Source organism: Haloferax prahovense, from assembly GCF_000723845.1.
Classification (GTDB): domain Archaea; phylum Halobacteriota; class Halobacteria; order Halobacteriales; family Haloferacaceae; genus Haloferax; species Haloferax prahovense.
In genome coordinates this window covers 93640-114448 of the sequence record NZ_LK053000.1, presented here as the reverse complement: position 1 = coordinate 114448, position 20809 = coordinate 93640, and the positions used below count along the sequence as shown (strand labels likewise).

23 protein-coding genes and 1 tRNA gene are annotated in these 20809 nt (G+C 68.8%); 19 read left to right on the top strand and 5 right to left on the bottom strand.

From position 1 onward, the window contains the following. The first annotated feature begins 150 nt into the window (after positions 1-150). Positions 151-1290, top strand: a complete 1140-nt coding sequence (locus BN984_RS00560; protein ID WP_008096553.1) for a site-2 protease family protein — start codon at positions 151-153, stop codon at positions 1288-1290. Between the two features lie 27 nt (positions 1291-1317). Here BN984_RS00560 and thiL read toward each other — a convergent pair whose 3' ends face one another. Further along, on the bottom strand, positions 1318-2208 hold the full coding sequence (gene thiL / locus BN984_RS00555) for a thiamine-phosphate kinase (RefSeq protein WP_049967401.1): 891 nt from the start codon (positions 2206-2208) through the stop codon (positions 1318-1320). Positions 2209-2374: 166 nt separating this feature from the next. On the opposite strand from thiL, the gene BN984_RS00550 reads away from it, so the two are divergent. The 10 genes from BN984_RS00550 (at position 2375) to BN984_RS00505 (ending at position 10110) form a co-directional block, all read left to right on the top strand. Next, positions 2375-3403, top strand: a complete 1029-nt coding sequence (locus BN984_RS00550) for a lysylphosphatidylglycerol synthase transmembrane domain-containing protein (protein ID WP_008096559.1) — start codon at positions 2375-2377, stop codon at positions 3401-3403. A gap of 115 nt (positions 3404-3518) precedes the next feature. Continuing rightward, a complete protein-coding gene (locus BN984_RS00545; protein ID WP_004976418.1) occupies positions 3519-3974 on the top strand; it encodes a 30S ribosomal protein S19e in 456 nt (151 codons plus the stop codon). Positions 3975-4079: 105 nt separating this feature from the next. Further along, positions 4080-4445 (top strand): DNA-binding protein, encoded by a 366-nt coding sequence (locus tag BN984_RS00540; RefSeq protein ID WP_004976420.1) that lies wholly within the window; start codon positions 4080-4082, stop codon positions 4443-4445. A 3-nt stretch (positions 4446-4448) separates the two neighbouring features. After that, entirely contained in the window at positions 4449-5039 is a 591-nt protein-coding gene (locus BN984_RS00535) for a DUF7411 family protein (protein ID WP_008096562.1), read from the top strand. Between the two features lie 75 nt (positions 5040-5114). Beyond that, on the top strand, positions 5115-6020 hold the full coding sequence (locus BN984_RS00530; protein ID WP_008096564.1) for an EamA family transporter: 906 nt from the start codon (positions 5115-5117) through the stop codon (positions 6018-6020). 121 nt (positions 6021-6141) lie between these two features. Next, the gene (gene hisS / locus BN984_RS00525) at positions 6142-7437 is read left to right on the top strand and encodes a histidine--tRNA ligase (protein ID WP_008096565.1); all 1296 of its coding nucleotides are present in this window, start codon (positions 6142-6144) and stop codon (positions 7435-7437) included. Between the two features lie 117 nt (positions 7438-7554). Continuing rightward, complete coding sequence (locus BN984_RS00520) at positions 7555-8001, top strand: universal stress protein (RefSeq protein WP_008096566.1); 447 nt, start codon at positions 7555-7557, stop codon at positions 7999-8001. A gap of 98 nt (positions 8002-8099) precedes the next feature. Next, positions 8100-8993 carry a tRNA pseudouridine(38-40) synthase TruA gene (truA, locus tag BN984_RS00515; protein WP_049967400.1) on the top strand — a complete coding sequence of 298 codons (894 nt, stop codon included), beginning with the start codon at positions 8100-8102 and terminating at the stop codon, positions 8991-8993. Between the two features lie 64 nt (positions 8994-9057). Continuing rightward, on the top strand, positions 9058-9705 hold the full coding sequence (locus BN984_RS00510) for an HAD family hydrolase (RefSeq protein ID WP_008096568.1): 648 nt from the start codon (positions 9058-9060) through the stop codon (positions 9703-9705). A gap of 81 nt (positions 9706-9786) precedes the next feature. After that, positions 9787-10110 (top strand): hypothetical protein, encoded by a 324-nt coding sequence (locus BN984_RS00505; RefSeq protein WP_049967399.1) that lies wholly within the window; start codon positions 9787-9789, stop codon positions 10108-10110. 9 nt (positions 10111-10119) lie between these two features. Here BN984_RS00505 and BN984_RS00500 read toward each other — a convergent pair whose 3' ends face one another. Next, positions 10120-11457, bottom strand: a complete 1338-nt coding sequence (locus BN984_RS00500; RefSeq protein ID WP_049967398.1) for a M28 family metallopeptidase — start codon at positions 11455-11457, stop codon at positions 10120-10122. A 138-nt stretch (positions 11458-11595) separates the two neighbouring features. Here BN984_RS00500 and BN984_RS19560 point away from each other — a divergent pair, with 138 nt between their 5' ends. The 3 genes from BN984_RS19560 to BN984_RS19290 all read left to right on the top strand — a co-directional run bounded on the left by BN984_RS19560 (position 11596) and on the right by BN984_RS19290 (position 14203). Beyond that, positions 11596-11751, top strand: a complete 156-nt coding sequence (locus tag BN984_RS19560; RefSeq protein ID WP_013035426.1) for a DUF7563 family protein — start codon at positions 11596-11598, stop codon at positions 11749-11751. A gap of 84 nt (positions 11752-11835) precedes the next feature. After that, complete coding sequence (pepF, locus tag BN984_RS00495) at positions 11836-13635, top strand: oligoendopeptidase F (RefSeq protein ID WP_008096571.1); 1800 nt, start codon at positions 11836-11838, stop codon at positions 13633-13635. Between the two features lie 394 nt (positions 13636-14029). Continuing rightward, a complete protein-coding gene (locus tag BN984_RS19290) occupies positions 14030-14203 on the top strand; it encodes a hypothetical protein (RefSeq protein ID WP_156037871.1) in 174 nt (57 codons plus the stop codon). A 77-nt stretch (positions 14204-14280) separates the two neighbouring features. On the opposite strand, the gene BN984_RS00490 is transcribed toward BN984_RS19290, so the two are convergent. Continuing rightward, positions 14281-14354: transfer RNA gene (locus tag BN984_RS00490), tRNA-Lys, on the bottom strand. 86 nt (positions 14355-14440) lie between these two features. On the opposite strand from BN984_RS00490, the gene BN984_RS00485 reads away from it, so the two are divergent. Then, positions 14441-15685: a M20/M25/M40 family metallo-hydrolase gene (locus BN984_RS00485; RefSeq protein WP_049967397.1), complete on the top strand. Its 1245-nt coding sequence runs from the start codon at positions 14441-14443 to the stop codon at positions 15683-15685. Here the strand turns inward: BN984_RS00485 and BN984_RS00480 are convergent. Next, complete coding sequence (locus tag BN984_RS00480; RefSeq protein WP_004976434.1) at positions 15673-16347, bottom strand: DUF7119 family protein; 675 nt, start codon at positions 16345-16347, stop codon at positions 15673-15675. The two genes, BN984_RS00485 and BN984_RS00480, sit on opposite strands and share 13 nt — an antisense overlap. A gap of 180 nt (positions 16348-16527) precedes the next feature. Beyond that, positions 16528-16698: a hypothetical protein gene (locus tag BN984_RS19555; RefSeq protein ID WP_008096575.1), complete on the bottom strand. Its 171-nt coding sequence runs from the start codon at positions 16696-16698 to the stop codon at positions 16528-16530. A gap of 304 nt (positions 16699-17002) precedes the next feature. Here BN984_RS19555 and BN984_RS00475 point away from each other — a divergent pair, with 304 nt between their 5' ends. The 4 genes from BN984_RS00475 (at position 17003) to BN984_RS00460 (ending at position 20802) form a co-directional block, all read left to right on the top strand. Beyond that, entirely contained in the window at positions 17003-17326 is a 324-nt protein-coding gene (locus BN984_RS00475; protein ID WP_008096576.1) for a hypothetical protein, read from the top strand. A gap of 88 nt (positions 17327-17414) precedes the next feature. Further along, positions 17415-19193: a nitrite/sulfite reductase gene (locus tag BN984_RS00470; RefSeq protein WP_008096577.1), complete on the top strand. Its 1779-nt coding sequence runs from the start codon at positions 17415-17417 to the stop codon at positions 19191-19193. An 85-nt stretch (positions 19194-19278) separates the two neighbouring features. Further along, positions 19279-19563: a DUF6360 family protein gene (locus BN984_RS00465; RefSeq protein WP_008096578.1), complete on the top strand. Its 285-nt coding sequence runs from the start codon at positions 19279-19281 to the stop codon at positions 19561-19563. A 318-nt stretch (positions 19564-19881) separates the two neighbouring features. Continuing rightward, complete coding sequence (locus tag BN984_RS00460) at positions 19882-20802, top strand: DMT family transporter (RefSeq protein WP_049968560.1); 921 nt, start codon at positions 19882-19884, stop codon at positions 20800-20802. The last annotated feature ends 7 nt before the right edge of the window (positions 20803-20809 follow it).

Genomic DNA, 20809 nt, shown 5'->3' with positions numbered 1-20809 from the left:
TCCGCGGCGACGACCGCACGTTTTCGCCGACGCTCCGGATTCTCAAGTTAGTCGCAGACGACCCGAACGAGAGCCGTCTCGGTCGCCGCCGTCGGCTCAGAGACGGGTCCGTCACGGGGTTTATGAACGTCCCGCGCCTACCTGCCGTCGATGGAACAGTCCGAATCGGCGGACGGACCGCCGGTGGAAGCACTTCGCGCCGTCTTCGACGTTCACGAAGTGCGGTCAGACGGTCGCCGACGAATCTACTACGGCGAGTCGCTCGTCCCCGAGCGGATGCTCGTCCGCGAAATCTGGCCGTCGTTCCGGCAGGCCGGCTACGACGTGCAAGCGCAGGTCTCGGAACTCGGGCAGACTGACGTGGTCATCGTCGAGCCGGCCTCGCAGGGCGTCGAGGGCATCCCGTGGAAGAACATCACACTGTTCGCGCTGACGGTCCTCTCGACGCTTTTCGTCGGCGCGTACGCGTGGTACTACATCCCCCTGTCCGACATCACCGCGAACCCGCTGGTGTTGCTTCAGGCGTGGCCCTTCACCGCCGCCGTCCTCGGCGTCCTCTCGGTCCACGAGCTCGGCCACTACGCGGTCGGCCGATACCACGGCGTCAACGTCTCGCTGCCCTACCTCATCCCGTTTATCTTCCCGTTCGGCACGCTCGGTGCCATCATCCGCATGCGCGGCCAGATGCCCGACCGAAAGACGCTGTTCGACATCGGCGTCGCCGGCCCGCTCGCCGGGCTCGCGGCGACCGTCGTCGTCACCGTCATCGGCCTCTCGCTCGAACCGATGACCGTCCCGAGCCGGGTTCTCGCGGGGTCGGGCGACGTCATCGTGTTCAACAACCCGCCGCTCCTCGACGCCATTGCGGCCGTGCTGGGTCAGCCGACGGAGTACGCCGACCCCCGGACCGTCGTGCACCCGGTCGTCATCGGCGGCTGGGTCGGGATGTTCTTCACCGTCCTCAACCTGCTCCCCGTCGGCCAACTCGACGGGGGCCACATGGTCCGGGCGATGCTCGGCGAGCGCCAGGAGTCGCTCGCGGCGGCCGTGCCGCTCGTCCTGTTCGGCATCGCCGGCTACCTCCACTACGTTCGCGGCCTCGGCCTCAACCAGTCCGTCGGCCTGTGGTTCTTCTGGGGGCTGATGTCGACGTTCATCGCCTACAACGGCTCGGCGAAGCCGATAGACGAGACGCCGCTCGGACCGGCTCGGATGGCCGTCGGCCTGTTCACGTTCGCCCTCGGCGCGGCGTGTTTCCTTCTCGTGCCGGTTCAGGTCATTCCGGGCTGAGGCGCGACGGCGGAGAAAACGGCGACGCTATTCGTCGCCGTGGGTGTAACCGCGGTCCGGTACGGGCTCGCCGTCGGCGACGACGGCGGCGTCGGCGGATTCCTCGACGACGCTTCCGACGACCGTGAGCGGCACGGCCGCCACGTCGCGGGCGGCGTCAAGCGCCGACTCGGGGAGCGTGAACACGAGTTCGAAGTCCTCGCCGAAGAACGCCGCGAGGTCGCGTCTGTCGTCGGCGTCGGCCGCGACCTCCTCGACCGCGTCGTGGACGGGGAGCGCGTCGAAGTCGAGTTCGAAGCCGCAGTCGCTGGCCTCCGCGAGCTGGTGGACCGAGCGGGCGAGGCCGTCGCTCGAATCCATCATCGCCGTGGCCGACCCGCGGAGGGCGACGCCGGCGGCGACGCGGGGCGTGAACCGAAAGAGGTCGTTGGCGCGGTCGGTCTCGCCCGCCTCGAACAGGCGGACGGCGGCGGCAGACCGGCCGAGTTCGCCCGTGACGCAGAGCAGGTCCCCCGGCTCCGCGCCCGAGCGCCGGACCGGGTCGTCGGTGCGGCCGATGGCCGTCGTCGCCGTCGTGAACTCCCGGTGGGTGTCGAGGTCGCCGCCGACGTACTCCGCGCCGACCGCCTCGCACACGTCTCGCGCGCCCCGAACGAAGTCGCCGAGTTCCGTCTCGTCGAGTTCGACGGCGGCGTAGGCGGCGACGGCACAGGTGGCGCTCGCGCCCATCGCGGCCACGTCAGAGAGGGACGCGCCGACGGCGCGCCAGCCGGCGGTGTAGCGGGTCGTCCCCGCGGGGAAGTCCGTCGTCTCGTGGAGCATGTCGGTCGTGACGACGAGGTCGTCGACGACGGCGGCGTCGTCGCCGGCGTCCGGCAGGTCCGCGGCGAGCAGTCTGAGGGCGGCACGCTCGTCCATATGGGGACGTGTCGGGCGGAGCGGAAATGTCCATCTATCCGAAAGTGAGCGGCGGTGTCGCCGACCGGGGGAACGCGACCGAATCCGCGACGGCGGCGACGAGGGACCTGTTACTCGGCCGTCGAATCCGGTGACTTAATGCCCGTCGTAGACGCATCCCCAGCAAATGGCCCGCGAGAACCTCCGCGCGACGGTGCTCGGTTTCGCAGCGGCGGTCGTCGTCTTCGCCGTCCTGTTCTACTTCGCGGGCGTGGACGAACTCGTCGACCGGGTGACGATGGCCGAGCCGACCTACCTGGTCGCCATCCTCGCCATCACGCTCGTCTGGCTCGTCGCGTGGGGCGCGTCGCTGAAGACCGTCCTCGGCGTGCTCGGCGTGAACGTCTCGACAGTCCGCTCGTTTCTCATCTTCACGGGCGCGACGTTCTCGAACAACATCACCCCGTTCGGACAGGCGGGCGGCGAGCCCGTGACGGCGCTTCTCATCTCCCGGAGCACCGACACCGAGTACGAGACCGGGCTGGCGGCCATCGCCAGCGTCGACACCATCAACTTCGTCCCCTCGATCACCATCGCGCTCATCGGCGCGGGCTACTACGCCACCGAAGTGACGCTCGGCCGCAACCTCGAAATCGCGCTCGTCGCCGTCATCGCCCTCGCCGTCGGCGTTCCGGCGGCCGTCTACACCGCGTGGAAGCGCCGCTACGGCCTCGAACGCCGGCTCATCGGTGCCCTGACGCCGTTCATCCGAACCATCGCGCGATACGTCCCGCGGGTGTCGGTGCCCACGAACGACGGCATCGAGCGCCGCATCAACGGCTTCTTCCGCTCTATCGAACGCGTCGGCCGGAACCCGCGGGGGCTGGCGGTCGCGCTCGGCCTGTCGGGGTTCGGCTGGTTCTGCCAGATGGTCGCGCTCTGGGTGGCGTTTCACGCCATCGGCGCGCCCATCGCCTTCTCCATCGCGCTGTTCGTCGTCCCTATTGGGGCGATAGCCGGTGTGACGCCGCTCCCCGGCGGCGCGGGCGGCATCGAGTGGACGCTCGCCATCCTCGTCGCCGCCGCGAGCTCCGCCGTCTCGTTCGACGTGGCGACCGCCGGCGTCGTCGTCTTCCGGGGGTTCGTCTACTGGGTGCCCGTCGTCCTCGGCGGCCTCGTGATGAGCACGGAGAGCGCGCGCGGGTGGCGGTCCTGACGGCGCGGACGCGGGCTGTCGGCCCGGCAGACGCCGGTCGGGGCGCAGGAGCCTCCAACCGCCCGTATCGGGCGAATACGATGCCTTTAAACGCCGCGATTATGAACCAATAGCCATGGTAACCATCTATGACGTCCCGGCGGACGCCCTCATCGAAGAGGTCGCCGGACGACTCGAGGACCGTATCGAGCAACCCGACTGGATGGCCTTCGCGAAGAGCGGCCAGACCCGCGAACTCCCGCCCCAGCAGGACAACTTCTGGTTCGTCCGCGGCGCGAGCCTGCTCCGCAAGGTCGCCATGAACGGCCCCGTCGGTGTCGACCGCCTCTCCACCGAGTACGGCGGCCTCAAGCGCGGCTCCAACCGCTACAGCGTCTCCGGTGCGCACAGCGACGCCGGCAGCAAGAACATCATCCGCACGCTCCTCCAGCAGCTCGAAGAGGAAGGCCTCGTCGAGACCGCCAAGGGCGAGGGCCGCCGCATCACCGCCGAGGGGACGAGCTTCCTCGACAACGCCGCGTCCGACGTGCTCTCCGACCTCGACCGCCCGGAACTCGAACGCTACGCGTAGAGCCGCCGACACACACCGAGAGTTCTTCTTCGACGGCGGATTCCCCGAGAGCCGTCTGTATGCGGGTCCGTAATGGTTTTCAGACATCGGACCGTGCGCTAGGGTATGAGTGGCAGTCCCGACGATGAGCGACTGGAGGAGCTTCGAAAGAAGAAGATGCAGGAACTCCAAGAACAGCGGGGCGGCGGCGGACAGGGCTCCGCCGAGCAACAACAGGCCGAGGAGGCCGCCCAACAGCGCGCCGAACAGCAGAAACAGGCGCTTCTCAAACAGCATCTGACCGACGAGGCCCGCCAGCGCCTCAACGCGGTGCAGATGTCCAAGCCGGACTTCGCAGAGCAGGTCGAGCGCCAAATCGTCGCCCTCGCCCAGAGCGGACGCATCCAGGGCCGCATCGACGACGACAAGATGAAGGCGCTCCTGAAAGAGCTGCAGCCCGAGTCGAAGAGCTTCAACATCCGACGCCGGTAACACGTGGAACTCGCGCTCCTCTACAGCGGCGGCAAGGACTCCTCGCTCGCCGCGCTGCTTCTCGATACCTTCTACGACGTGACGCTCGTGACCGCCCACTTCGGGGTCACGGAAGACTGGACGCACGCCCGCGACGCGGCGGCCGAACTCGGCTACGCCTTCGAGACGCTGGAACTCGACCGCGAGGTCGCACAAGAGGCGACCGTCCGCATGGTCGAAGACGGCTACCCCCGCGGCGGCATCCAGCGCGTCCACGAACACGCCCTCGAGGCGGTCTGCGGCCTCGACTTCGACGCCGTCGCCGACGGCACCCGCCGCGACGACCGCGTCCCGTCCATCTCCCGGGCGCAGGCCCAGAGCCTCGAAGACCGCCACGGCGTCGATTATCTCTCGCCGCTTTCGGGCTTCGGCCGCGGCGCGGTCGACCGCCTCGTGGAGTCGCATCTCGACGTGGAAACCGGTCCGTCCGAGGAGATTCCGAAGGCCGACTACGAGGGCGAACTCCGCCAACTCATCGCCGCCGAACACGGGCAGGCGGCGGTCGACGAGGTGTTCCCGGACCACATCCAGAGCTACGTCCACGGTCGACGCTGAGGACGCCGCTGTCCGGTAACCGCCGGCTCGGTCCGTACCGCGTCGTTTTTCACCCCGCCGCGCGCCGGATGAATCATGGACCCCGGCATCGCCTACTCCGTTCTCGCCGCGTTCGTCTGGGGCGTCTACATCTTCGCCCTGAAGCGGTACTTTCCGGGGTACTCCGGCGCGGTCATCACGGTCGTCGTCAACGCCTTCGCCGTCCTCCTGTACCTCCCGGTCACGGCGGTGACGTACGACCCCGCGGCCGTGCCCTCGCTGGCCGAGCTCGGTGCGATGGGAGTCCTCATCGTCGCCGGCACGGCTGTTCTGGTCGGCGTCGCGTTCATCCTGTTCGTCGACGCGCTCGCCGCCGGCGACGTGTCCTACGTCGCGCCCATCAACAAGCTCGTCCCGGTGTTCGTCCTCCCCATCGAAATCCTGTTTCTGAACCAGTTTCTGACCGGGCTACAGGTTCTCGGCGTCGCGGTCGCCACCGTCGCCGTCTACGTCGCGAACTACGAGGGCGGGGCGTTCCTCGACCCGCTTCGGCGCGCGGTCCGCTCGCGGCCCGCCCAACTCGCGCTGGCGAGCGCGGCCTGTTACGCCGCCAGCGACGTGGGAAAGCGCGTCGCCCTGCAGGAACTCGGCATCCCAACGAGCGTGTTCGTCCCGGTGCTGTTCACCGGCGCGGCGCTCGCCGTTCTGCCCGTCGCGGCCCGCAACTGGACGAGCATCCGCGGCGACGTTCCGAAGTTCGTCGCGGCGGGCGCGCTGGTCGCCGTCGGCGAGCACGTCACCTCGACCGCCTTCGGACTGGTACCGGCGAGCATCGCCTCCCCCATCGTCAACACGCAGGCCATCGTCGCCGTCGTCCTCGGCGGGGTCGTCCTCAAGGAGTCCCAGTTCGGGCTCCGCCTCGCCGCGGCCGTCCTCGCGGTCGCGGGCGTCTCGCTCATCGCCCTCGGCGACCTCTCGGCGCTCGCGGCGCTGGTCGGGTAGTCGGGCGCGGCCCGACGAACCGCGCCGCGCCGGCGACTCGACGGCGAACCGACAGCGAACAGACGACCGCCCGCCGACCCGAACAACAGGTTTCAAGCGCGACCTTCGCCAACCAACGCGCATGTACGACCGACTCAAGGGATTTCGTGACTTCTATCCCGGCGAGATGTCGGCCCGGCGCGAGGTCGTCGACACCGTCGAGACCGCCGCCGCCCGCTACGGCTTCCGCGAAATCGGGACGCCCCACCTCGAACGGACCCAGATGTACGTCGACAAGTCCGGCGAAGAAATCGTCGAGGAGCTGTACGCCTTCGAGGACAAGGGCGGCCGCGAGGTCACCCTCACGCCCGAGCTGACGCCGACGGTTGCCCGGATGGTCGTCGCCAAACAGCAGGCGCTGTCGAAGCCCATCAAGTGGGTCTCGACGCGACCCTTCTGGCGCTACGAACAGGTCCAACAGGGCCGTTTCCGCGAGTTCTACCAGACCAACGCCGACATCTTCGGCTCCTCGGAGCCGGAGGCCGACGCCGAGATTCTGGCCTTTTGCGCCGACGCGCTGACCGACCTCGGCCTCACCGCCGACGACTTCGAGTTCCGCGTCTCCCACCGCGACATCCTCGGCGGCCTGCTTCGGTCGTTCGACGCCGACGTGGACGTGGCCGACGCGGTCCGCGCCGTCGACAAGTCCGAGAAGGTCGAACGCGAAGAGTACCTCGGCCTGCTTTCGGACGCCGGGCTCTCGTACGACCAGGCCGGCGAGTTCGCCGACCTCATCGAGCGCGGCGACCTCGACGAAATCGCCGAATTCGGCGGCGACGACGTCGAAGCCGCGGTCGAGAACCTCCGGAACGTCCTCGCCGCCGCCGACGACTTCGGCGCGGGCGAGTTCTGCGAGGTGTCGCTTTCGACCGCCCGCGGGCTGGACTACTACACCGGCGTCGTCTTCGAGTGCTTCGACTCCACGGGCGACGTGTCGCGGGCGACCTTCGGCGGCGGCCGCTACGACGACCTCATCGAGTCGTTCGGCGGCCAGCCGACCCCCGCCGTCGGCGTCGGCATCGGCGGCGCGACGCTCCAACTGCTCTGCCAGCGCGCCGGCGTCTGGCCCGAGGAGGAACTGGCGACCGACTACTACCTCCTCACCGTCGGCGACACCCGCGCGGTCGCCTCCGACATCGCCCGCGACCTCCGCACCGCGGGCAACGTCGTCGAGGTCGACGTGTCCGGCCGGAGCTTCGGCGCGCAGATGTCCTACGCCGACTCCGTCAACGCCGACACGGTCGTCATCGTCGGTGAACGCGACCTCGAAAACGGCGAGGTGACGGTCAAGGACATGGCGAGCGGCGACCAGACCACCGTCCCCGTCGACGACTTCCCCGGCGACCGCGACGCGCCGACCTACGAGGACTACGAGTAGCGAACGCCGGCTCGCACCGGGAAACCCGGTCCTCGTACCGGCAGACTCCCGCCGCGTTCCCGCGCCCCGGAACCGGCGCACGCCCTTTTGTTCCCGCCCGTCGTACAGACGAGTGACATGTACGACAGGATTCTCGTCCCGCTCGACGGGAGCGCCCCCGCCGACGAGGCGCTCGACCGCGCCATCGACCTCGCCGCGACGGCGGACGCGACGGTGTACGCACTCTACGTCGTCGACGAACGCGTCCTCCATGCGACCCAACTCGACGCCGGCGGCCTCGTCCGCGCCTACGAGGAGGAAGGCGAGCGCATCGTCTCCGAAGCCGTGGAGGCGGCCGAACCGGTCGGCGTCGAGGTCGTCACGGCCGTCGAACACGGCTCGCCGCACCGGGCGATTCTCCGGTACGCCGAGGAGGTCGACGCGGACCTCATCGTGATGGGGACCCACGGCCGCCGGGGCATCGAGCGCTACCTGCTCGGGAGCGTCACGGAGCGCGTGCTCCGGATGGCCGACGTGCCGGTGCTCACCATCCGAAGCGAGGACTCCCCGGTCGAAGAGGAGTGACTCGCGGATGAGCGCGCGGCGACCGCAGGATGACCGCGGGGTCGGAGCCGTCGAACCGGGTGGAGTCGGTTAAGTAGTCCGCCGGGAAAGCAGCCGGCATGCGCGCCTTCCGCGTCGCCTACGACGGACGCCCGTACCACGGGTTCCAGCGACAGCCGGACGTGCCGACCGTCGAAGACGCCCTCTTCGACGCCTGCCGCGCGCTCGGCGTCTGCGACGACGACGAGGAGCCGACCGACTACGCCGCCGCCGGGCGGACCGACGCCGGCGTCTCCGCGCTCGCCCAGACCGTCGCATTCGAGTGTCCCGACTGGTGTACGCCGCGGGCGCTGAACTCGGAGCTACCGGGAACGGTCCGAGCGTGGGCCGACGCCGACGCCCCCGACGACTTCCACGCCCGGCACCGACCGACCCGCCGCGAGTACGTCTACGACCTCCACGCCCCGAGCGACGGATTCAACGACGACCGGGCGCGAGACGCCTTCGACGCCTGCCGCGGCGAACACGACTTCCACAACCTCACCCCCGACGCCCACGGGACGGCCCGGGCCATCGACGGCGACCTGACCCGCGACGGCGACTTCCTCGTCGTCCGCGTCGAGGCCGGCGGCTTCGCCCGCGAACTCGTCCGCAGACTCGTCTCGCTCGTCCGCGCCGTGGGGTCGGGCGCGGCCCCGCCGTCGAAGGTGGACGACGTGCTCGGTCCCAGCCACCTCGCTGGCCCCGAGGGCGTCCCGGCCGCGCCGCCGACCCCCCTGCTTCTCACGGCGGTCGACTACCCGAACGTCGAGTTCGACGTGGACTCGATGGCCGCCGAGAGTACCGCCGCGGCTTTCGGCGAACAGGCCCTCGCGGACCGCATCGGCTGGCGCGTCGGCTCGCGCATCCGCAACGGGGTCGAGCGGGCGGGCGACCTCAGCGACGGGAACGCCGACGCCGCCGGCGAAAACGGCGGCGTCGGGAGGAGCCGCGGAGACGCAAGGAGTCAATAGCTCTCCGGAGCGGTTGGGGTCGCACATAGTAACGTTATCCTGGCCCGGGTGCGAAACCCCGACCATGTGCTACGACGCTGTCATCTTCGACAACGACGGCGTGCTGACGAAGCCGACGCTCCTCGAAGTCCAACGGGAGGCGGTCAGACGGGCGTTCGCCGAGTTCGACGTCGAGCCGACGACCGAGACGGTCGACGGCGTCATCAACGGCGGACTCACGCGCCTGCGCCGCATCTGTGCGGTCCACGACGTGCCGGTCGACGACTTCTGGTCGCACCACGAGAGTCACGCCGCGGCGACCCAGCGGGCGTGTCTGGAAAACGGGACGAAGCCGCTGTACGACGACGTGGTCGCCCTCGACGACATCGACCACCCGCTGGCGGTCGTGAGCAACAACCAGCACGCGACCATCGAACACATCCTCGACGTGTTCGACATCGACGACCGCTTCGAGGTGGCCTACGGCCGCGACCCGACCGTCGAGGGCGCTCGGGTGAAGAAGCCGGACCCCCACTACATCGAGCGCGCGATGGGCGAACTCGGCGTCGGCTCGGCGCTCTACGTCGGCGACAGCAACGTCGACGTGGTCGCGGCCGACCGCGCCGGCATCGACTCGGCGTTCATCCGCCGACCCCACCGCGACGGCTACCAGTTAGCCGCCGAACCGACCTACGAACTCGACTCGCTGGACGAACTCCTCGCGGTGTGCTGACGCGCGGGAGACTGACTTCTCGCGGGTCCGCACCGCGTATCGACCAGTAGACACATCACGCGGCTCGCCGTCGGCTCAGGCATGGACCGGTCCGCCGCGTGGGACGCCACTCTCCGCATCGTCTTCGGCCTGTTTATCATCGGCGTCGGCAACGCCGTCGGCGGCCTCCTCGCCAGCACGACGGGCATCGCCGGCCTCGCGCTCTACCTCCTCGTCGCCGTCCCGACGTTCGTCTACGGGATGTACTACGTCGTCATCGGGGCCGGGATGGTCGTCGAGGCCGCGACGAAAAGCGCGCTGTCGGCCGCGGACCTGACGGTCGAAGTCGTCGACAGCGAGGCAAACGGGCGCGACGACTCGGGCGTCGACCGCGACGGAGGCTCCGACCCGTCCGCAGGCGACTGACCGCGCTTTTCACTCCCAGCCGTCGGGCCAGATGCCCGCGGCCTTCATCCCCGTCTCGAAGTCGGCGTCGCGGAACGCCGCGGCGAGTTCGTCGTCGTCGAGCCGCTGAATCTCCCCGTCGGCGGCCGCCGCCGCGAGTTCGCGGACGACGAGCGCGGTCAGCATCCCGTGTTCGCGGACGTTTCTGTCGTCGACCTTGTCACGGGTGTCGGCGTGGGTGTGGCCCCACCCGCGGCCGCGCTCGCCGCTTTCGCTCCTGAGTTGGAGCGCCGGGACGCCGGCGCGGACGAACGGCCACTGGTCGCTGAAGGGGTGCGGCTCGGGTTCGATTTCGACCGGGTGGCGCGTCTCGTTCCCGACCCGGGTGGCCACCTCGGCGGTCGCCTCGGAGGTGTGGCTGTGGGCGACGAGGTCGCGGAACCGCCCCGCACCGTCGACGTTGACGACGGCGGCGACGCGGTCGAGGTCGAGGCGGTCGGCGAGGTGTTCGGAGCCGGTCAGCCCGAGTTCTTCCGCGCCGACGCCGACGACGCGGACGCCGAGGTCGAGGTCCATCTCGGCGAGGAGCCGCGCCGCGGTGACGACGACCGCGATGCCGCAGCCGTTGTCGAGCGCGCCCTCGGCGATGTCGTGGGCGTCGAAGTGGGCGCACAAGATGAGTTCGCGGTCGGTGTCGGGGCCGACGCGACCCTCGACGTTCCGGCTCTCGCCGAGCGTCGTTTCGGCGTCGACGGCGAGGGTCGCCTCGCCGCCGCGGGCCGCGTAGTCGGTCAGCCACGACCCGGTTTCGGCGCTCACGCCGACCGCGGGGGCGGCGGCCTCCTCGTCGTAGCGGAGCGCCCCGGTCGGCGGGAGTTGCCCGGGGACGTGGTTGACGAAGACGAAGCCGACCGCACCGGCGTCGATTGCGTAGTTGAACTTCTCCATCCGGTGGACGAACCGGCCGCCGGCGGGGGTCGTCGTGCTGGCGACGGCGAGCGCGCCGTCCACGTCGGCGGCGTCGATTTCGCTGGGCGTGCCGTAGCCGACATCCACGAGCGGGCCGGAGACGGCCGCCGGCGGGGCGTACGGGAGCGCGACGGCCTCGAAGCGCCGCTCGTCGGGCGCGGTGAGGTCGAGCGTCGTGTCGCCGCGGGTCCACCGGGCCATCTCGAAGGGGTCGAACTCGACGCGCCTGACGCCCGCGTCGGTGAAAGCGTCGGCGACGAGCGTACTCGCCCGACGGTCGCCCGGCCCGCCGGCCATCCGGTCGCCGATGGCGGTCAGATCGGTGAGGAACGCCCACGGGCGGTCGTCGACCCAGGTCCGGGCGAACGCCTCGCGGACTGCGGGGGAGAGGTCGTCCATGGGGCTTCCACACACCCGCCGGTCAAAGTGGTTTGCGCCGGTGGGTCGGCCCGGGCGAGCCCCGCATCCGATGCCGGTGTCGGCTGCCGAAAATCGCCCATAACATCTAACTCAGTTGACGTGGTACGCACGACCGCCATGCCTACATGTCAGAACTGCAATTCTTTCGTCACGGAAGGCTACGTCAGGGTGTTCGCCCCGGAGGGCATGGACGCCCCCCGCGTCTGTCCGCACTGCGAGGATTTAGTCCGGGACGGCTCGCAGGTCCGAGAAGCGAGAGCGACCCGACACTAACCGCGACGCGACCGCCCTCCTCGACCCCGCTTCGCCCGTCGATTGATAAGGCTTACCACCCGCGCGTGCGTCGAATCACCCGACATGAGTTCGGTTCCCGAGCGGAGCGACATCGACGAGGAGTACAAGTGGGACCTCGACAGCATCTACGCCTCCGACGAGGAGTGGGAGGCGGCGTACGAGGACGTCGCAGAGCGCGTTCCCGAACTGGCGAGCTACGAGGGCCGCGCCACCGAGGACCCCGAGACGCTCCTCGAACTCTTCGAGACGATGGAGTCGGTGCTCCGCGAGGTGTCGATGGTCGTCTCCTACGCGAACCTCCGCAGCAGCCAAGACACCCGGAACCAGGAGTACCAGGCGCAGGCCGGTCGCGCCGAGGCGCTGGCGTCGAAGGCCCGTAGCGCGGTCAGCTACCTCGACCCCGAACTGCAGGAACTCGGCCGCGACGGCGTCGCCGAGTTCGTCGAAAAGGAGCCCGAACTCGACGCCTACGAGCACTACTTCGACGACGTGCTCCGGACGAAAGAACACACCCGCTCCGCGGAGGTCGAAGAGGTTCTCGCCGACCTCTCGGAGGTGACCGGCGCGTCCAGCGACATCTACTCCATGCTGGCCAACGCCGACCTCGAGTTCCCGACCGTCGAAAAGCCCGACGGGACGTCGGTCGAAATCACGCAGGGCAACTTCACGAAGCTCCAGAAGCACCCCGACCGCGAGTTCCGCCGGACCGTCCACGAGGAGTTCTACGACCGCTGGGCCGACGTGCGCAACGCCGTCGGCACCTCGCTGAAAAACAGCGTCAAGAAGGACGTGAAGACCGCGCGCATCCGCGATTACGAGACCGCCCGCGAGGCCGCCCTCGACGGCCCCAACGTCCCGGTCGAGGTGTACGACAACCTGCTCGACACCGTCCGCGACAACCTCGGGCACCTCCACCGCCACGCCGAGTTGAAGCGTGAGGCCATCGGCGCGGACGAACTCCGGATGTGGGACCTGTACGTGTCGCTCACCGGCGACCACGGCCCCGAGATTCCGTACGAGCAGGCGAAGGAGTACATCGTCGAGGCCGTCGAACCGCTCGGCGAGGCGTATCAAGAACGGATGGCCGAGGGCCTCGAGGACCGCTGGGTCGACGTGTACGAGAACCGCGGTAAGCGCTCCGGGGCGTACTCCGCGGGCACCTACGACACCCAGCCGTTCATCATGATGAACTACCAGGACGACGCGGCCTCGATGTTCACGCTCGCCCACGAACTGGGTCACTCGATGCACTCCGAACTCGCCAACGACGCCCAGCCGTGGCACGACGCGAGCTACGAGATTTTCACCGCCGAGGTCGCCTCCACGGTCAACGAGACGCTCCTGACCGAGTACCTCCTGGAGAACGTCGACGACGACGAGCTCCGGACGCACGTCCTCGACGAGTACCTCGAGCGGTTCCGCTCGACGCTGTTCCGCCAGACGATGTTCGCCGACTTCGAGCTCCAGATTCACGAGATAATCGAGGACGACGGCGCGCTCACGCCCGACCGCTTCGACGAGCTGTACGGCGACCTGAAGGCGGCGTACTACGAGCCCGCGGCGACCGACGACCGCATCGCCCGCGAGTGGATGCGCATTCCGCACTTCTACTACAACTACTACGTCTACCAGTACGCGACGGGTATCTCCGCGGCGGCGGCCATCGTCGAGCGCATCCGCGAGGAGGGCGAGGCCGCCGCGGCGGACTACCGCGAGGCGCTCGCGCTCGGCGGCAGCGAGTACCCACTCGACGTGCTCCGAACCGCCGGCGTCGACATGACCGAGCCAGAACCCATCGAGGACGCGATGTCGGTCTACGCGGAGTTCCTCGACGAGGCCGCGACGCTCCTCGACCTCGAATAACCGAAAAATCGCCGGGCGGGCTCAGCCGACCTGAACGAGTTTGGCCTGCCCGGACGCGCTGTCGGTGCGGGTGTCGGACTCACCGGTGCAGTTGCGAACGTCTTCGGGCGCTCGGTCGCCCCCTGCCACCCGTCGGCGGTGGCCACGGGGCGGAGGGTGTTTGCCGCTTCCGGACTGCTACCGACTGAGCCGACGACGTGAGCGCACACTGTCGCCCGCGTGGGAATGCGTCAGAAGTGTGGGCGGACTACACGTCCTATTCGCGAGTTCCGAGGATTCTCGCATGAACACGGGGCGGCGGTTACCGGCCGTGTCCGAATTTCGCACGGAACTGTGGGTCTGCCAGAACAGTTGTGTGATTGGATGAGTAACATGTTTCGGGGGGCTACCAGACGTGGCAGAAGAGTATCTAACGCTAACGTTGGACGAGGCGACGGGGGTCGACGAGGTGGTGCTCGGCTTTCGAAAAGACGGGGAGTTCTACGAGCTCATCAGTCTCGAGCCGCCGGTGGAGGCGGAAATCAGGCAGCGAGAAGACGACGCGGCCGGTGAGGACGGCGAAGCGTAGCTTACGTTCCGCGCGACTCGCCCCCAGATTCGACGACTCCAGAGCCGTTGCACTCCGCACGAAGTCCGTCGCAGAAACGGGCTGGGAGGGACTTGAACCCCCGACCGTCTGGTTAAAAGCCAGACGCTCTGCCTAACTGAGCTACCAGCCCTCGGATTTTCTTTAAGTGGGGATACTGATAAGCGTTTATTTTCGCCGCCCCCTCCTGCTTTGTACCCCGTTCACGTCCCCCATAATATGGACCTGCGCGACTTCGTGGACACGCTGCTCCGGTTCGAGAGCGTCGCCCGCGCCGAGGCCCCGGCTCAGCAGTGGGTCAAAAACCGGCTACACGACTTCGGCTTCGACACCCACGAGTGGACCGCCGACCCGGCACGCCTGGCCGAACACCCGTCGTTTCCCGACGACCCCGACGACATCGACGCGGCGAACCGCCCGAGCGTCGCCGGCGTGGTCGAGTTCGGCGACCCCGACGCGGGCCGGACGCTCGTCCTCAACGGCCACGTCGACGTGGTGCCCGCCGACAGGGAACTGTGGACCCACGACCCGTTTGTACCCGACTGGGACGACGACGCGGGCACCGTCAGCGCCCGCGGCGCGGCCGACATGAAAGCGGGACTCGCGGCGTGCGTCTTCGCCGCGCTCGACCTCCGAGACGCCGTCGAGGCGGGCCATCTCGACCTCGACGGGCGGGTGGTCGTCGAGAGCGTCGTCGGCGAGGAGGAAGGCGGCATCGGGGCCGCGGCGGCCGCGCTCGACACCCCCTATCCGTTCGAGCGAGACGCCGCGCTCGTCGCCGAACCGACGCGGGTCAAGCCGGTCGTCGCCACCGAGGGCTCGGTGATGAAGCGGCTCCGGTTGACCGGGCGGACGGCACACGCGGCCTCGCGGTGGCGCGGAGTGGACGTCATCGAGAAGTTCGAGGCGATTCGCGGAGCGTTCTTCGACCTCGAATCGGAGCGGACCGACGCGGTCACTCATCCGCTTTTCGACTACCCGATTCCGTGGCCCGTCTGCGTCGGCCGCGTCGAGGCCGGGTCGTGGGCGTCGAGCGTCGCGGGGACGCTCACCGCGGAGTGGCGACTCGGCGTCGCGCCGGGGGAGACGGTCGCAGCGGTCGAATCGGCGTTCGAAGAACGGCTGGCGCGCGTCGTCGCCGACGACGAGTGGCTCTCGGCGCACCCGCCGGTGTTCGAGCGCTTTTCGGTGCAGTTCGAGCCGGCCGAAATCGACGCCGACGAACCGGTCGTGGAGTCGTTGCGCGGGGCGCTGCGGGCGGACGGCCGCGACGACGAGCCGGTCGGCGTGACCTACGGGGCGGACTCGCGGCACTACGTCGAAGCGGGTATCCCGACGGTGCTGTTCGGACCGGGCGACATCGACCAGGCGCACTTCCCTGACGAGACCGTCGAGTGGGAAGAAGTCGGGGTCGCGCGGGACGTGATTCGGGAGACTGCGACGCGCTTTCTTCAGTCGAGGTAGTCGTCGAGGGCGTCCGCGACCACGTCGCCGGGAGCGGCGTCTTCGAGCGAGGCGCGACGGCGGAGTTCGAGATAGACGTCGGCGGGGAGCGTCACCTCGAGCGTGCCGATATCGACGCCGTGGGCCGAGAGCGCGTCCACAACGGGCGTGCCGTCGTTGACCTCGCTGGCGAGGCGACGGACCTCGCGGACGGTCAGGCCGGCGTCGAGCGTGGCCCACGCGAGGTGGAGTCTGGCGTCGCCGGAGACGCGGGCGATGTGTTTTGCGGCCGTGGGAGCGATTCTACCGCGGGCGACGTGTCGGCGGACGGACTGCGGGAGGTCGTGGACGCGGGCCCACTTGCGGATGAAGGAGACGGATACGTCGCCGCCGGCGCGCTCGGCGGCGCGCTTGTAGGAACCGACACCGCGGACGAGCGCGGCGCAGGCGGCCGCGCCGCGGAGCATGAACACGTGGTCGTCGTCGCCGGCGGTGGACTCCGAAAACGAGCGGACCGTTCTGGCGGCCTCGGCGAGGCTGTCGGGGTCGGTGGGGTCGAAGCCGACGGCCTCGCGGGCGCGGTCGCCCGTGACGGCGGGGTCGCCGCGGACGACCGGTTCACCGACCGGTTCCCGTCGGTCGGCCGGGACCTCAGTCGTTCGTCGGCGTTCGTCGTTCGTCATCTACGAATCGGTAACGCGTTCTGGCTTAAAAACGTCCCCCCGAGAGGCGAGATTCGCGCGCGGACGGTCGCTGGGCGGAATACGGGCGAGTGGCTGGAGGCCGGCAAACGAGGGACGGCCGAGGCGGGGATACGCCGACAGCGACCGATTGCGGGCGGTCAGCGGCCGGTCGGCGGACGGTTACTCCTCGCGGGACTCCGAGAGGTGCGACCAGATTTCGGTACAGCCCGCACCGTCTTCGAGGTCTTTGAGGTGAGCCGTGGGGTCTTCTTCCTCCGCCTCGGTCGACGACTCGACCTCGGCGTCGGCCTCGCGGTCGCGTTCGGGTTCGAGTTCTGCCTCGCCGGTCATGCGTCGCCCTCCCGTGACGGTTCGAACAGCTCTGGGGCGACGTCGGCGGAGGCGTGTTGTCGGACGGCGGTGCGGTGGTCACTCATCACCACCACGTACCGGGCGGACCCGCATAAGGGAATCCGCACCTGTAATGTGTACCCCCACTCCCGGCTACCGGAACGGGTTGCCCCTACCTCTGACGGCCGGTTTCGGCCACAATCGCACGACTACGGCGGAACGACCGCCGGAACGCGCGTCGCGCTCCCCCGCGGGGATTGCGGGCGCCGCCCCGCATAGGTAGCCGGAGCGCGGAGGGTGAGCCATGAGCGTCTCCCTGCGCGTCCTCGACGACGGGGCGTGGGTCTCCGTGAACGACGCCAGAGAAGTGAGCGTGAGCGAACTCTGGCGGCTCGACGACCCGTCATTCTGTGGGTGCGAGCTTCCCGACTTCGTCGTCGAGAACGTCCTCGACGTCGGCGCGGACGGCAGAACCGTCTCCGCGAAGGTGTACGGCCAGTGCATCGCCTGCGGCCACGCGGGCGTGCCCGGCTGGGTTCCGGTCGGTAGGCTCCGCGAGGGCGAATTCGTCGATATCGACCGCGAGCGGGTCGTCCTCCCGGTTCGACGCGGCGACGACAGTGAATAGGCAACATTCTCCGCTTTTGGGCAGCACCGGGAAGGGTTGACGGTACGCTCGGGGCCTTACGTGGGCACGTATATGGACATTCATACGAATGCCCACGGACGTCGAACGCTGGAAGTCGGAGGTCTACGGTAACGAGATACGAGAGCACCTGCTCGAATTCGCCGAGCAGGGCTGGGACACCATCCCGGAAGACGAGCGAGACGCCTGGTTCGAGCGCTTCAAATGGTGGGGGCTGTACCACCAGCGCAACGGCCAAGAGAGCTACTTCATGATGCGCATCGGGACGCCGAACGGCGTGCTGACGCCCGGCCAGACCGAAGTCGTCGCGGAAGTCGCCGACGAGTACGCTCGCGGCCCGGCCGAGAACCCCATCTTCGGCAACGGGTACGTCGACTGGACGACCCGCCAGTCGATTCAGCTCCACTGGATCAAACTGGAGGACATCCCGGAAATCTTCGAGAAACTCGAATCGGTCGGTCTCTCGACGCAGCAGGCCTGTGGTGACTCGTGGCGGAACATCGTCGGCTGCCCCGTCGCCGGCAAGGACAAACACGAGCACGTCGACGCGCTCCCCGTCGCGATGGAGCTCAACGAGACGTTCAAAGGCAACGACGACCACTCGAACCTCCCGCGGAAGTGGAAGGTCTCCGTCACCGGCTGCCGCGAGGGCTGCGGACAGGGCGACATCAACGACCTCGCGCTCGAACCCGCGACCAAGGAGATAGACGGCGAGGAGACGAGGGGCTTCAACATCCGCATCGGCGGCGGCCTCTCGCGGAACGAGCCGCGGCTCGCCCGCGACATCGACGTGTTCGTGACTCCCGAGCAGGCAGCCGAGGTCTCGGGAGCCATCTCCGCGCTGTTCCGCGAGAACGGCGACCGCGACAACCGCTACAACGCCCGCATCAAGTTCCTGATGGACGAGTGGGGCGCGGAGAAGTTCCGCAACGTCCTCCAGGAGGAGTTCGTCGACTTCGAACTGGAGACCGCCGGCGAAGACCTGCGTTCGGAGTACTCCTACAACTCCGGCTACGCCAACGGCGGCCACGCGGACCACGTCGGCATCCACGAGCAGGCCGACGGCAACTACTACGTCGGACTCGACGTCCTCGTCGGCCGCATGGGCGTCGACGACACGAAGGAGCTCGCCCGCGTCGCCGACGAGTACGGCTCCGGCGAGGTTCGCGTCACGCAGCGCCAGAACGTCATCATCACCGACGTTCCCGAAGAGAAGCTCGACGCGCTGCAGGACGAGGAACTCCTCGACCACTACTCGCCCGACCCGCACCCGTTCATGCGCGGCTCCATCGCCTGTACGGGCACCGAGTTCTGTTCGCTCTCCATCGTGGAGACGAAGAACCGGCAGGTCCGCTACGCCCGCTGGCTCAAGGAGAACGTCGAACTCCCCGCGGGCGTCGAGGACTTCCACATCCACCTCTCGGGCTGTACGGCCTCCTGCGCCCAGCCGCAGATTGCGGACATCAGCCTCCGCGGCATGAAGACCCGCAAGGACGGCGAGCCGGTCGAGGCGCTCGACATCGGCCTCGGCGGCGGCCTCGGCGAGAACCCCAACTTCGCCGAGTGGGTCACCCAGCGCGTCCCCGTCGACGAGGTGCCGGGTGCCATCAAGAACCTGCTCGCGAACTTCGAAGAGCGCCGCGAGGGCGACGAGACGTTCCGCGAGTTCGTCGCCCGGACGGACGAGGAGGACCTCGCCGAACTGGTCGAACCCGAAGAGACCAGCTACGAGGACCCGATGATGCACAACACGAAGCGCACGTGGTACCCCTACGCGGAAGACGACTCGATGGACGCGAGTCCCGCACCGACCCACGGTGACGGCACGCCCATCGCGAGCGACGACTGAGCGGACCTGTCTCGGGACCGATCCGCGTCGGTGACGACTCGCCGCCGCGCTACCTATTTACGACGACGCCGATACTCAATCACAGATGCCAGACCGAATCCTGAAGGTCAACGCCTACACGACGCTGGACCTCGTCGACGCGTCGGCGACGGGTCACGACTTCGAGGAGTCGGCGTTCGCGGTGTGCAACGTCACCTCGCCGCGGAAGCACCCCGACGAGATTACCCTCGAACTCGAACTCGACTGGACGCAGCTCGACGCGCTCCCGCCGCACGCCGACAAACTGACGCTGTCGCCCGAGGAGGCTCGAAGCCTCGCGGCCGACCTCGAAAAGCACGCCGACCGCGTCGAAGCCGAACAGCGCGACTGACCGCAGCCCCCCGATTTTCGACGAGCGTTCGACGCCCCGAGCGGCGCGACCGTCTGCGCGACCCCGACGGTTCGTGGCAACACCACCCATGAGAACTTCTATCCTGATTTAGTCAACGAATCGTGTGAATCTGTGTCTCGAATGCTCGAATTGTGTTGCAACAATCCCAATCGTTAGACATATGCCTTCGGAAGTCGCAGGATGTGTTGTGATACAGACGACGCCCTTACGCCGTCCACGCACCGAGCGTCGACCGCACTCCACCTCCCGCGCCCACCCGGCGAATCGAACGCCGGCCACAGCGCGGGGGGTGGTGGCGTGAGCCGTCACCGGACCCTCGTCCTCTTCGTCGCGGCCGCGGTGCTGTTCGGCACCTCCTTCGTCGGCATCAAGGCCGCCATCGGCTCGGTCCCGCCGGTGCTCTTTGCGGCCTTCCGCGTCGACGTCGCCGCCGTCGTCCTCCTGACGCTCGTCGCCGTCCGCGGCGGCTACTGGCTCCCGCGGACCCGCGCGGACGCGTTCGGCATCCTCGCCAGCGCCGCGTTCGTCCTCGGGGCGAACAACGTGTTCCTGTTCCTCGGCCAGCAGCACGCGACGACGGGCGCGGCGGCCGTCATGTACAGCATCATGCCCGTGGCTTCCCCGGTGTTCGCCGTCTTGCTCCTCGACGACGCGCGCATCTCCGCGGTCGACGCCGCCGGCATCCTGCTCGGACTCGTCGGCGTCGTCGTCATCGTCGGCCCCGAGAGCGTCCTCGGCGGCGGGAGCGTCGGGCAGGCGCTCATCGTCTGTTCGGCGCTGTCGGTCGCCTTCGGGACCGTCCTGCTCAAGCGCGTCGGGCCGTCCATCGGGACGCTCCCGCAGACCGCGTGGGCGATGGCGGTCGCCGCCGTCGGCATCCACGCCGCCAGCCTCGGTCTCGGCGAGTCGGTCGCGCAGGTCGCGTGGTCGCCGGAACTCGTCGCCGCGATTCTCTACGTGGGCATGCCCGCAACCGCCGCGGCCTACCCGGTCTACTTCGCGCTCCTCGCGGAGGCCGGCCCCGTCCGCGGCAACCTCGTCGCCTACGCGATGCCGGTCGTCGCCACCGTCACCGGGTGGGCCTTCCTCGGCGAGTCCGTCTCGTCGGCGACCGTCCTCGGCTTCGGGGTCATCCTCTCGGGGTTCATCTTGGTCCAGCGCGACAGCGTGGCCCGGGTTGTCGGCCTGCGGGGAAGCATCCCCGCGGAAGCGGAGTGAGCAAACC

Excerpts from the sequence above, each read along its gene's own strand:
- BN984_RS00560 (WP_008096553.1), top strand. The coding sequence starts at position 151 with ATGGAACAGTCCGAATCGGCGGACGGACCGCCGGTGGAAGCACTTCGC.
- thiL (WP_049967401.1), bottom strand. The coding sequence starts at position 2,208 with ATGGACGAGCGTGCCGCCCTCAGACTGCTCGCCGCGGACCTGCCGGAC.
- BN984_RS00550 (WP_008096559.1), top strand. The coding sequence starts at position 2,375 with ATGGCCCGCGAGAACCTCCGCGCGACGGTGCTCGGTTTCGCAGCGGCG.
- BN984_RS00545 (WP_004976418.1), top strand. The coding sequence starts at position 3,519 with ATGGTAACCATCTATGACGTCCCGGCGGACGCCCTCATCGAAGAGGTC.
- BN984_RS00540 (WP_004976420.1), top strand. The coding sequence starts at position 4,080 with ATGAGTGGCAGTCCCGACGATGAGCGACTGGAGGAGCTTCGAAAGAAG.
- BN984_RS00530 (WP_008096564.1), top strand. The coding sequence starts at position 5,115 with ATGGACCCCGGCATCGCCTACTCCGTTCTCGCCGCGTTCGTCTGGGGC.
- hisS (WP_008096565.1), top strand. The coding sequence starts at position 6,142 with ATGTACGACCGACTCAAGGGATTTCGTGACTTCTATCCCGGCGAGATG.
- BN984_RS00520 (WP_008096566.1), top strand. The coding sequence starts at position 7,555 with ATGTACGACAGGATTCTCGTCCCGCTCGACGGGAGCGCCCCCGCCGAC.
- truA (WP_049967400.1), top strand. The coding sequence starts at position 8,100 with ATGCGCGCCTTCCGCGTCGCCTACGACGGACGCCCGTACCACGGGTTC.
- BN984_RS00510 (WP_008096568.1), top strand. The coding sequence starts at position 9,058 with ATGTGCTACGACGCTGTCATCTTCGACAACGACGGCGTGCTGACGAAG.
- BN984_RS00505 (WP_049967399.1), top strand. The coding sequence starts at position 9,787 with ATGGACCGGTCCGCCGCGTGGGACGCCACTCTCCGCATCGTCTTCGGC.
- BN984_RS00500 (WP_049967398.1), bottom strand. The coding sequence starts at position 11,457 with ATGGACGACCTCTCCCCCGCAGTCCGCGAGGCGTTCGCCCGGACCTGG.
- BN984_RS19560 (WP_013035426.1), top strand. The coding sequence starts at position 11,596 with ATGCCTACATGTCAGAACTGCAATTCTTTCGTCACGGAAGGCTACGTC.
- pepF (WP_008096571.1), top strand. The coding sequence starts at position 11,836 with ATGAGTTCGGTTCCCGAGCGGAGCGACATCGACGAGGAGTACAAGTGG.
- BN984_RS00485 (WP_049967397.1), top strand. The coding sequence starts at position 14,441 with ATGGACCTGCGCGACTTCGTGGACACGCTGCTCCGGTTCGAGAGCGTC.
- BN984_RS00480 (WP_004976434.1), bottom strand. The coding sequence starts at position 16,347 with ATGACGAACGACGAACGCCGACGAACGACTGAGGTCCCGGCCGACCGA.
- BN984_RS19555 (WP_008096575.1), bottom strand. The coding sequence starts at position 16,698 with ATGACCGGCGAGGCAGAACTCGAACCCGAACGCGACCGCGAGGCCGAC.
- BN984_RS00475 (WP_008096576.1), top strand. The coding sequence starts at position 17,003 with ATGAGCGTCTCCCTGCGCGTCCTCGACGACGGGGCGTGGGTCTCCGTG.
- BN984_RS00470 (WP_008096577.1), top strand. The coding sequence starts at position 17,415 with ATGCCCACGGACGTCGAACGCTGGAAGTCGGAGGTCTACGGTAACGAG.
- BN984_RS00465 (WP_008096578.1), top strand. The coding sequence starts at position 19,279 with ATGCCAGACCGAATCCTGAAGGTCAACGCCTACACGACGCTGGACCTC.